We start from the raw sequence: 11,163 nt of genomic DNA, 5'->3' as shown, positions 1-11,163 counted from the left end.
ACAAGAAAAACGCTTCTGGAGTGCTGACCAAAAGCGTTTTGTCTACAGTCTGAGACTGTCACCATGTGGCAGTCTTTTTGTAATATAAAAAATTATGAAACACGTATGTCAACCGGTTGACATACGTGCGGTAAAATTATATAATGTGAAAAAAGAAGGAGGTGCGGAAAATGAAAGTACTGGTAGTATCAGATGTACATGCGAACATAGCCGCATTGAACACCATTTTGGAAAAAGAGGCTGATTACGATATTCTGTGCTGCGCCGGGGATTATACAGACTATGGAATCTATCCGGCGGAAGTGATAGAACGGTTCCGCAATCTGAAAAACACGCATCTTGTGTATGGCAACCATGATCTTCACGTTATAAATACTTATGAAAGTAAGGAATGGAAAAATGTAGAAGATGGAAAATACAAGTGGGTTCACTATAATTGTGAACAGCTAAACAACCAGGGTATTAGGTGGCTGAAGCAGTTACCGGAAACCGCATATTTTGAGGCAGACGGATGGAAATACGGAATTGCCCATCAGTATGATAGTGGTTATGGGACGATAGAAAGCAGGTACGCGTTTGATAAATATTGGGCGGAGCATTACGGAACAGATAATACAGGGAACAGAAGACTGATTTTCGGGCATACACACAGACAATGTATTCATATTTTAGGTGATGGAATGGAATGGCTGAACCCGGGAAGTGCCTCGTATCGAAGACCCGATGACCCGGATAAGACGGCACATTATGCGACGATTACAGACGGCGAGATCCGATTGAAACAAATTCCCTACGACAGAAAACCACAGTTTGAAAAGGCAAAGGAATTTATAAGTACCGATAAAATGATGAGAACAGAAATTCAGGATTTTATGTTCTTTTTTGGGGATGCAAAGACCTCAAGAGAACCGTTGGGATAAGGAGTGAAATAACAATAACAGAGATAAAAAGGGATGGAAAGAGATGAATTGTAGGAGATATCGCTTGGATCAGGTGGCAAATTTCAGAGATTTGGGAGGCTATGCGTGTGACGGAGGCGTAACTAGATATGGTGTGATTTTCCGGAGCACAGCTTTGAATAAGGCGACGGAAGAGGATATTGAAAAGATAGAGCACCTGGGAGTCAATACGGTCATTGACTTAAGATTTCCCAGTGAGACAAAAGATCTTCCGGACAGATTGGGAAAGGGTATGGATTATATCAACTGTTCGCTTATGGGTACCACAAAGCTGGAACAGTTGGATATTGTAAACAGTAGTGTGGTGGAGACCAAAACGCTGCATCGCATGTATCGCCTGATGCTCCGCAACGGAGGAAAAGAGATCAGGAAAGCTCTGGAGGTAGTCGCTGATTCCGAGGGAGCGGTATTGTTCCATTGCGCAGCCGGCAAAGACCGTACCGGTATTCTGGCAATGTTGATTTTATCATCCGTGGGAGTGGATCGGGAAGATATTCTGGTGGATTACCAATGTAGCAGTACCTATATTACAAAATTTACGACCGATATTTCCGGTTCCAATATCTACAACATGAAATGGATTCTGAACTGGATTGACCAGGAATGGGGTGGAGTTCCGGAATATCTGCGTCAAATTGGAGTACAAAGTGAAACTATACAAAAAATCAAATCCAAGTTTGTTGAAAATTTATATATGTAACCGGTTGACACACGATAAAAATTAGTATATATTCTTAATTACAAAATATGTAACCGGTTGACATACAATTACATATCTACAAAATGTATAGATTCAGAGAGGAGAACAATACATGAAAAAGAAAATTTTAGCAGGATTGTTGAGTGCAATGATGGTCGTATCATTAGCAGCTTGTGGAAGCTCAGAGACAGGTGCCACAACTACAGACTCCAAGAATGAAACAACGGCAAATACTGCGGATGGAACAGCAGCCGCTGCAACAGATGCACAGGGCGGTTATGAAGGGAAAGAAGTGAAAGTCTGGATCAGCTCCGGCGCAGAAGATGATATATACCGTGAAATGTTTGACAAGATCGAAGGAGATCTGAATATTACCATTACAGATGAGTATTATTCCAAGGACGAGCTGGATAACAAGATGCAGACATCTTCTATCGCCGGAGATATGCCGGATGCCGTAGTTGCCGACTATCTGCTGATCCCCAAATATTATGAAGCGGGTTTGGTAGCAAATCTGGACGATTATGTAACCGATGAACTGATGGATGATTATCTTCCCAGCGTAGTATCTGAGTGCACTTATAATGATCACATCATTTCCGTTGCACAGTTCGATAGTGGCCTGGCTTTCTGGGCTAACAAATCCATGCTGGAGAATGCCGGTGTCAGAATTCCTGCCGATTACAAGGATGCATGGGATAAAGCAGAGTTTGAAGATGCGCTGAAGAAATTAAAAGACAGCGGTGTAGAATGGCCCATCTATGTAAGACAGAACAAACCTTCCACCGAGTATTACACCTGGATGCCGTTTGTAGCAAGCTTTGGCGGAGACTACATGAATCGTGAGACCGGACTTTGCACAGGAACTCTGGACGGCGATAATACAATTGCTTCTTTCGATTTCCTGGCAAAGCTGTTCACAGATGGATATGCAGATGCAACCTGTGATTATGAAGATTCTTTCCAGAAGGGTGAGAATGCCCTGGCTCTGTATGGACATTCCAAGTATCAGGATTATAAGGCTGCACTTGGCGATGATCTGATCCTGGTTCCCCTGCCTGATATGGGACACGGGGTTTACACCTGCTCCGGTTCTACTGTTATGATCATGACCACAGGAGCACAGGAATCCGGAAATGATGATGCTGTATGGGCAATGCTGCAGGAAGCAACCAACCCCGATTACATCAAGATGGTAGTAGATGTCAACGGTGCGGTTCCCGCAAGATCCAGTGTTATGGATGCAATCCCCGACTATTGTGAGGGAGGTACCCTGTATCTGTACAGACAGCAGCTGGAGAGCGGTATTTCCTTCCTGCGTCCGTACACTCCTGCACATATGACCATTTATGATGCAATGGCCAGCGTTATCGGTAATATCTATGCCGGCGCAGATCCTGCAACAGAGTTGCACGATGCCGCTGCAAATATCGATGAAATTATTACAGAGAACGGATGGAACTTTCAATAATCTGAAATAAGAAGGATCGGATAAGGCTGTCTGTGAGGGCAGCCTTATTCATAAGAAAAAGGAGTACCTATGGCAAACAGTTCTAAGAAAAAAAGCGGATTGCAACGTGGCGAGTCAAAAGCCGCATTCCTGTTCTGCACACCGGCAGTGGTGCTGGCACTGGTATTTATCATTTTACCGTTTGCAATGTCTGTTGTGTATTCATTTACCAATAAACAACTGATTCCCAAAGTGGGAATGGAAACAGCCTTTGTAGGGTTGAAGAATTATATTGAGATTTTCACAAGCAAAGTGACAGTACTTTCTTTTAAAAATACATTTTTGTATGCACTGATCGTAGTGCCTTCGGTATTGGTGATCGGAACCGTGCTTGCGGTTTTTGTAAACCAGAAGATCAAAGGCGTACAGGTGTTCCGACTGATCTATTTCAGTCCGCAGGTTGTAACGATGACTGTAGTGGCAGTTATCTGGGCATTCATTTTTTCCTCCAAATCCAGCGGATTATTAAATTCGTTTCTGGGTCTGCTGCACATTGCACCTCAGAAATGGCTTCAGGATCAGCATCTGGCACTTCCGTGTCTGGCAATTATGTATATCTGGCAGAATCTTGGTATGCAGATGTTGATCATTTTAAGTGGTCTGCAGTACATTTCCGAAGAACTATATGAGGCTGCCGAAATTGATGGATGTACCACCTTTGAGAAATTTATTTATATTACGGTACCCGGATTGAAGAATACACTGGTATACGTTTTGGTATCTGTGATTATCAATTCCCTGAAAGTATTCACCCAGGTGTATGTACTGACAAACGGCGGACCGTCCAATGCAACAACGACCGTAGTATTCCAGTTGTACAAAGCCGGATTCGTAAATGGACAGGTAGGATACTCTTCCGCAATCGCAGTTACATTCTTTATGCTGGTAATGGTTATTTCAATTCTGCAGAATAAGTTTGCAAAGGAGGACTAGGGAATGAGAACTGCAATGTCAAAAAGGAAAAAAATCATTATGAAATTGTGCATGTATCTTGGATATTTGCTCATAGCAGCTATTTTCATCGGACCGATCGTATTTTTGTTCGTATCTTCCCTGAAACCATATGCGCAGATTGAATCGGATATGTCAAATATCAGAGCATTCATTCCTTACGGAGACCTGTCACTGGATAACTATATCAATGTTATTGTGAAAGCGGATTTCTTCAAGTTCTTCAAGAATTCCGTTGTAGTAACGATCATCTTTGTCTTGCTGGCAACCACAATCAATGCAATGATCGGATATGCACTGGGAATGCTTAATTTCCGTGGAAAGGCAATCATTATATCCACCATTGTGGCATTGAGCATTATTCCTACAGAGTCCATTATCATTAACCGTTTTATGACAGTGAATTCACTGGGAATGTTAAATACATATATAGGACTGGCCATTCCAAGTGTCGCATATCCCATGTACATGTATCTATACTATAATCATTTTAAGGGAATGCCGAAGGAATTGCAGGAGGCTGCAATTATTGATGGAGCCTCCTACTGGAAAATATTTACCAAAATCATGATGCCTTTGTCTAAGCCGATCATTACCACTGTTGCGATCATGGCATTCATCCGTTCCTGGAGCGATCTGCTGTGGCCCACCCTGGTTACCAGAGACGGTACTTACCGAACACTGCCGCTGGCTTTAAAGTCACTGTTTTCCGATACCTACACTGATTGGGGACAGGTCTTTGCGTTCTCTACATTAATGGTTATTCCTACGATGATATTATTCCTGGTATTCCAGAAGCAGTTTGTGGCATCTGTGACATCCAGCGGAATTAAGGGGTGATAAAGTGGAAATCAGATATCTCGGAACAGGCGGAGCAGAAGGATTCCCCAGTATTTTCTGCCAGTGTGAAGCATGTCGTAAGGTAAGAACGTTGTTGGGAAAAAATGTAAAGACACGTAGCTGTACTCTGATAGATCAGGTGATGATCGACCTGTCGCCGGATATTTTTTCCCAATGTATTAACAGCCATGTGGATTTATCGGAGGTAAATCACCTAGTATTTACCCATTCTCATTCCGATCACCTGAATACCACGGAAATATGCTTCCGACTGCGGGAAATGGCATCCGTGATTCAAAAAAAAGATAAAAAAGTAATGGAAATTTATGGCAATGATGCGGTTCGGGATGGTATTATGGAGATAATAGCTAAGGATCCACATGTAGATCTGACAAGGATGAGATTTCACCGGATTCAAAAGTTTGAACCATTCCGTATAGGTCATTTAAAGTTTACACCTTTAAAGGCATATCACAAGCTGGATGAGGAAGCTCTGATCTTTGTGATCGAGGATGGAAGATCGACCTTATTGTATGCAAATGATACGGGGGCTTTGCCGGAGGAAACACTGGATTTTATAGAACAACAGAACATAAAATTTGACGTCGTCAGTATGGATACCAGCAGAGGTATACTGGATGGTGACACGCATATGGGAATTCGGGAAAATGTAGAGCTGCGGGAGAAACTCCGCAGAATGCATGCAGTGACACCGGATACGGAATATTATCTGAATCATTATTCTCATATGTGCGGTATGATTCCGCAGGAATATGAAAGACTGGTAGGTCAGGAGGGGTTCCTGTTGACTTACGACGGACTTTCCGTTACTGTCTGATGCAAAAAAGTAAGATAAGGGGAAGGGAATATGCCAACAATCAAAGATGTAGCTGCAGAAGCAGGAGTGACTTCCACAACAGTATCCAGAGTATTGAATAATCGTGGATACATCAGTGAAGAGACGAGAGAAAAAGTATATTCTGCCATGGAAAAGCTGAACTATATGCCAAACGAAATGGCGAGAAATTTATCCCGGCAGAAGAGTGATTATATCGGGGTGATTCTCCCATCTGTAGAGCATCCTTACTTTAGCAAGGTCCTTCACTGGCTGGAGCATTATGTGACAAAACACAACTACAAGATAATGGTCTGTATTTCCGAGAACAGCAGGGAAAAAGAATTACAGTATATTGATCTGCTCTATTCACACAGAGTTCTTGGAATTGTTGTGTGCAGCCATATCGGAGAGACGATGGAACATCTGGATTCCAATTGTCCGCTGATTTCTTTTGAGAGAGAAATTGCGGAAAACATTCCGGCAGTTCTTTGCGATAACTATCAGGGTGGTATTTTGGCGGCTAACCGGTTATTTGATGCCGGATGCAGAAATATCGCAATTTTTAACCCGCCTACCAAGGAAAATATCCCTGCATATAGCAGAGAAAAGGCATTTATGAAGTGCTGCGAGGATAAAAAAATCAGTGGACGTGTGGTTTATACAGACAGGTTGGCTCCCTTATCAGAAGAATTCGGCAACAATATTTTGGAATTATTGAAAAAAAATTCGGATCTGGATGGAATTTTTGCAACAAGTGATGTAATGGCTGCAAATATTATCCGTGCATGCAAAAAAATGGGAAAACGTGTTCCGGAGGATATCTCTATTGTGGGATTCGATGATACCTGGATTTCCACACTGACGTATCCTTCCATTACGACCATTCATCAGCCGGTGCAGGAAATGTGTGAATATGCCATAGAAGCGATTGTGAAAAAAGTAAAGAGTGAAAAGGTTCCATCCCAGGTTGTATTTCCGGTAGAACTGATCGACCGGGAGTCCACAAAGTAAAATAATGACGATAAAGGAACAGATATGATAGAAAAAGGAACCATAATGGAAAGTGAAGCAGAACCGTCATCAAAGGAGCTACTGAAAATATATGATACTACGTTGGCAGAAAAACTGATGCAAAAGCTGCTCCCCATGATTGAAAACTGTGCGAAGCAGACACGTTCCGAAAAAGTAGTCGTTGCAGTAAGCGGAGGCTCCGGATCCGGAAAAACAGTGACGGCCTTGTTACTTTCCTGCTTCCTGAAGGAAAAAGGGATAGAAAATTACATTTTGTCCGGAGATGCTTATCCGCATAGAATTCCCAAGTACAATGATGCGGAGCGGCTACAGATTTTCAGAGAAAATGCAATTGTGGGAATGCTGAAAGAGCAGACTTATACAGAAGAACGATGTACAATCATTCAGGAATTTCAAAAAGCCGGAAATGATGCGGATGAAAAACATGTCGAAAAATATCCATGGTATGAGTCCTATCTTAGAAACGGCAGAAAAGCTCTGGAAAATTATCTTGGCACGGAAAAGGAAATTAATTTTGAAGAAGTAAACAGACTGGTTCATGCGTTTAAAGCCGGCGGAGAGAAGCTATGGGTCAGACATATGGGACGCGAAGAGACAGAACTGTGGTATGAAGAGAAGGATTTCACCGGAATAAAAGTGCTGTTGGTGGAGTGGACACACAGCAACAGTCAATACTACAGCGGTGTGGATATTTCCATCTACCTTGACAGTACCCCCCAGGAGACATTGCAGAGCCGTCTGGAAAGAAACCGTGATCAATGGATAGACACCCCATTTACGATGATGGTACTGGATATTGAGCAGAAAATGCTGAAAAAGCAGGCTGAGAAAGCAAAACTTATTGTTACCCGGGACGGAACGGTGTTAGACCGGAAGGAATATGCGCAATTTGTTCCGAAGCTTCAGAAATAAAAAGGAAAGATGTTATGAACATAGGACCGATGTTGAATCTCTACCCGGATAGTCTGGGCGGAACCCTGGATGATGTTGTAGATTTTTTGAAAACGGAAGAGGCAGAGGGAGCATTTTCTTCCTGCTATATTCTGCCCAGTCTGTACCATACGGATCTGGACAGAGGCTTTTCTGTGATTGATTATTCTCTGAACAAGATGTATGCTTCCGGCGAAACATTGGAAGCAATAAAAAAGCTCGGGATTGAATTGAAGCTGGATTTTATTCTGAATCATGCTTCGGTGTTGTCAAAGCAATTCCAGGATATCATTGCAAAAGGGGAAGAATCGGAGTACAAGGACTTCTTCATTAATTGGAATGAATTCTGGAAGGACTGCGGAGAAATGACGGAGCAGGGATATATCCTTCCGGAAGAAAAGTATCTGAAAAAGATGTTTTTCCGGAAGCCTGGGCTCCCCATTCTTATGGTACGTTTTCCGGATGGGAGAGAGATCCCTTACTGGAATACTTTTTATCAGGAAGTGAACTACCCTGAGGTTAATGCTCCTGAACTGATGAAAGCTGCCGATCTGCAATATATGCAGGCGGAAATTATTGCACAGGAACTATCCATGGGCTGCCCGGAAGGAAAAAAGCCGGCAGACATTTTACAGAAAATCGTTCTGGAGCGAAAAGCAGGAAGGTTGACAAAAGAACAGGTTATAACGGTCTGGAATTACATGGAGCAGCATCGGTATTATCTCGGACAGATGGATCTGAATATTCAGTCGCCAAAAGTATGGGAGTACTATCGTGAAGTGTTAAAGACACTGGCGGGATATGGTGCTAAAATTGTAAGACTGGATGCATTTGCTTATGCACCGAAGACTCCGGGGGAACGGAATTTTTTGAACCAGCCGGACACCTGGGAGCTGCTGGACAAAATAAAACAGATTGCGGAACCGTACGGTATGGAACTTCTGCCGGAGATTCATGAAAGCTATAGTGAAAAAATATATGAGAAGATAGCAGAGCAGGGATATGTCACCTATGACTTCTTTCTGCCGGGACTCATTATAGATGCCCTGGAATCGGGAAACGGAGAACATCTGGCCGGATGGGCACAGGAGCTGATCGATAAAAATATCAGAACCGTGAATATGCTTGGCTGTCACGATGGGATTCCACTGTTGGATCTCAAAGGAATTCTGGCGGAGGACCGGGTTCAGAAACTGATCGACACTATTGTCTCCCGTGGGGGATATGTGAAGGATCTTCACGGTCAGAAAAACATTTACTATCAGGTGAATGCAACCTACTTCAGTGCATTGGGCGAAGATGAGAGAAAGATGCTCCTTGCGAGAGCCTTGCAGATATTTATGCCGGGCAAACCGCAGATCTGGTATCTGGATCTGTTCGCCGGAAAGAACGACTACGAAGCGGTGAAAAAGGCAGGTCCAGGAGGACATAAGGAGATCAATCGGACAAATCTGACGACAGCACAGGTATGCAGTGGTTTGAGTAAGCCGATTGTAAAGCAGCAACTGGAGTTGCTGCGATTCCGGAATTCCTGCCCGGCGTTCTCGGAAGAAAGCCGGATCAAAGTAAGCAGTGAAGGATCCAGAATCTGCTTTGTATGGGAACATCAGGGCTGTACTGCACAGCTGAGGGCAGATCTGCAGGATTGTTCCTATGTGATTGAATTCTGCGATCAGGATAGAAAGAGAACACTCATCACAGAGGGATAAAATATCACGGCCGGAGACCGCCGGCTTGAATACAAAAGATAAGAAGAGACTGAGAATGTTGATTTTTTCGGCATTTGTCAGTCTCTTTTGCTGGAAAGAAGGTTTGCATTATGATATATTGAGGAAAAGGGATGTTTTTCATCTGAAGGGGCAGTATTATGAGTGAAGCATTTGAGATCGTAAAGACAGGAATAGATTTTTTCTGCAACCACCTGGTATTTTTTAATATGCTGTTTGCCATCGTGATCGTGTTTTTCCAGAGACGGGATCCAAAGAGTGTGTGGGCATGGCTGCTTTTGTTGTATTTTATACCGGTACTGGGGTTCGTGTTCTATCTGCTGCTGGGGCAGGATATGCACAAGCGGAAAATGTTCCGGATCAAAGAGGTGGAGGATCACATCAGCAAAGATATCAGGCAGCAGGAGTACCGGCTGAGATCCCGGGATGTCCAGGAGCTGGATGAGAATATCCGGGGGTATGAGGATCTGGTCATGTATAATCTGGAGGCCGGAGAAGCCATGCTGACGAAGGACAATGATGTGGATATCTTCATCGACGGCAATAAGAAATTCCGGGCGCTGATGGAAGATCTGCGGAATGCGGAGCATTTTATCCATATCCAATACTACATTATTAAAAACGACGTATTATTCAATCAGATCAAGGATATTCTGATCGAGAAGGCGGCACAGGGTGTGGAGGTCCGGGTTCTGTTCGATGCCATGGGCTGTCGTTCCGTGCGGCACAGCTACTGGAAATGGCTGAATGAAAAGGGTGTGCAGACCGCGGAATTTTTCCCGGCGATCCTGCGGAGGCTTCAGCTTCGTATCAATTACCGCAACCACAGGAAAATTGTGGTCGTTGACAATAAAGTGGCTTACGTGGGCGGATTTAATGTCGGGAAGGAATATATTGATCTGGATGAAAAGTTCGGACACTGGAGAGATACCCATCTGCGGATTTGCGGCAGTGCGGTACTGGGGCTCCAGGTGCGATTTATTTTAGACTGGAATTATGCGGCAGGAGAGAACCTGTTTTTGCGCCCAGAACTGTTCCGGGGAATCGAAGCCGGTACGAGGGATTTCTGTGATCTGCAGATTATCAGCAGTGGTCCGGATAAGACGACTCAGCAGATCCATGATAATTACCTGCGTCTGATCAACAAGGCACAGAAAAGCATTTATATCCAGACTCCGTATTTTATCCCGGATGAGGCGATCCTGAATGCCCTGATGATCGCGGTGAAGTCCGGGATCGAAGTGAACATTATGATCCCATGTATGCCGGATCACCCGTTTGTCTATTGGGCCACCTATTCTTATCTTGGCGATATGGTCATGGCCGGGGCCAACTGTTATACCTATAACAACGGTTTTCTACACAGCAAGGGCATGATCGTGGATGACAGAGTACTGTGTTACGGAACAGCGAACATGGACATCCGCAGCTTTGCGTTGAATTTTGAGGTAAATGCTGTGATATATGATGAAAAAAAGGCGTGGGAAATGGTGGAAATATTTCACAGGGATCTGGAAGTCTGCCGTCAGATCACCCGGGATTATTACACGGGAAGGAACCTGAAGATCCGCATAAAAGAGCAGGTCTGCCGGTTATTGTCACCCTTGTTATAGCCCGGTGGATGTGTTATAATGGGCGGTGCTATGATGCATTTCGCATGGTAGGCACAAAATGAA

Annotated in this window: 10 protein-coding genes; all 10 read left to right on the top strand. The window is 43.7% G+C overall.

Annotation, left to right across the window (positions count from 1 at the left end):
- Positions 1-170 precede the first annotated feature (170 nt).
- The 10 genes from DWZ61_RS11310 to cls all read left to right on the top strand — a co-directional run bounded on the left by DWZ61_RS11310 (position 171) and on the right by cls (position 11,100).
- On the top strand, positions 171-920 hold the full coding sequence (locus tag DWZ61_RS11310; protein ID WP_117466434.1) for a metallophosphoesterase family protein: 750 nt from the start codon (positions 171-173) through the stop codon (positions 918-920).
- A gap of 43 nt (positions 921-963) precedes the next feature.
- Positions 964-1,659 carry a tyrosine-protein phosphatase gene (locus DWZ61_RS11305; protein WP_117466433.1) on the top strand — a complete coding sequence of 232 codons (696 nt, stop codon included), beginning with the start codon at positions 964-966 and terminating at the stop codon, positions 1,657-1,659.
- Between the two features lie 112 nt (positions 1,660-1,771).
- The gene (locus DWZ61_RS11300) at positions 1,772-3,130 is read left to right on the top strand and encodes an extracellular solute-binding protein (protein ID WP_117466432.1); all 1,359 of its coding nucleotides are present in this window, start codon (positions 1,772-1,774) and stop codon (positions 3,128-3,130) included.
- Between the two features lie 69 nt (positions 3,131-3,199).
- Entirely contained in the window at positions 3,200-4,102 is a 903-nt protein-coding gene (locus DWZ61_RS11295; protein WP_022312692.1) for a sugar ABC transporter permease, read from the top strand.
- A gap of 3 nt (positions 4,103-4,105) precedes the next feature.
- A complete protein-coding gene (locus tag DWZ61_RS11290; RefSeq protein ID WP_117466431.1) occupies positions 4,106-4,960 on the top strand; it encodes a carbohydrate ABC transporter permease in 855 nt (284 codons plus the stop codon).
- 4 nt (positions 4,961-4,964) lie between these two features.
- A complete protein-coding gene (locus tag DWZ61_RS11285) occupies positions 4,965-5,798 on the top strand; it encodes an MBL fold metallo-hydrolase (protein WP_022312690.1) in 834 nt (277 codons plus the stop codon).
- Between the two features lie 30 nt (positions 5,799-5,828).
- Positions 5,829-6,809, top strand: coding sequence for a LacI family DNA-binding transcriptional regulator (locus DWZ61_RS11280; RefSeq protein WP_118505356.1), 981 nt, complete (start codon positions 5,829-5,831; stop codon positions 6,807-6,809).
- A gap of 45 nt (positions 6,810-6,854) precedes the next feature.
- Entirely contained in the window at positions 6,855-7,742 is an 888-nt protein-coding gene (locus DWZ61_RS11275) for an ATP-binding protein (protein WP_119623388.1), read from the top strand.
- Positions 7,743-7,756: 14 nt separating this feature from the next.
- Positions 7,757-9,469 carry a glycosidase gene (locus tag DWZ61_RS11270; protein ID WP_117466428.1) on the top strand — a complete coding sequence of 571 codons (1,713 nt, stop codon included), beginning with the start codon at positions 7,757-7,759 and terminating at the stop codon, positions 9,467-9,469.
- A gap of 158 nt (positions 9,470-9,627) precedes the next feature.
- Positions 9,628-11,100, top strand: a complete 1,473-nt coding sequence (gene cls / locus DWZ61_RS11265) for a cardiolipin synthase (protein ID WP_118538570.1) — start codon at positions 9,628-9,630, stop codon at positions 11,098-11,100.
- Positions 11,101-11,163 lie beyond the last annotated feature (63 nt).

Origin of the sequence: Clostridium sp. AF34-10BH, assembly GCF_003478095.1 — a bacterium.
GTDB classification, from domain to species: Bacteria; Bacillota; Clostridia; order Lachnospirales; family Lachnospiraceae; genus Acetatifactor; species Acetatifactor acetigignens.
This window is presented reverse-complemented; position numbering and strand designations above follow the sequence as displayed.

What these genes read in the sequence shown, in the direction of transcription:
- DWZ61_RS11310 (WP_117466434.1), top strand. Translation starts at nt 171, where the DNA reads ATGAAAGTACTGGTAGTATCAGATGTACATGCGAACATAGCCGCATTG.
- DWZ61_RS11305 (WP_117466433.1), top strand. Translation starts at nt 964, where the DNA reads ATGAATTGTAGGAGATATCGCTTGGATCAGGTGGCAAATTTCAGAGAT.
- DWZ61_RS11300 (WP_117466432.1), top strand. Translation starts at nt 1,772, where the DNA reads ATGAAAAAGAAAATTTTAGCAGGATTGTTGAGTGCAATGATGGTCGTA.
- DWZ61_RS11295 (WP_022312692.1), top strand. Translation starts at nt 3,200, where the DNA reads ATGGCAAACAGTTCTAAGAAAAAAAGCGGATTGCAACGTGGCGAGTCA.
- DWZ61_RS11290 (WP_117466431.1), top strand. Translation starts at nt 4,106, where the DNA reads ATGAGAACTGCAATGTCAAAAAGGAAAAAAATCATTATGAAATTGTGC.
- DWZ61_RS11280 (WP_118505356.1), top strand. Translation starts at nt 5,829, where the DNA reads ATGCCAACAATCAAAGATGTAGCTGCAGAAGCAGGAGTGACTTCCACA.
- DWZ61_RS11275 (WP_119623388.1), top strand. Translation starts at nt 6,855, where the DNA reads ATGGAAAGTGAAGCAGAACCGTCATCAAAGGAGCTACTGAAAATATAT.
- DWZ61_RS11270 (WP_117466428.1), top strand. Translation starts at nt 7,757, where the DNA reads ATGAACATAGGACCGATGTTGAATCTCTACCCGGATAGTCTGGGCGGA.
- cls (WP_118538570.1), top strand. Translation starts at nt 9,628, where the DNA reads ATGAGTGAAGCATTTGAGATCGTAAAGACAGGAATAGATTTTTTCTGC.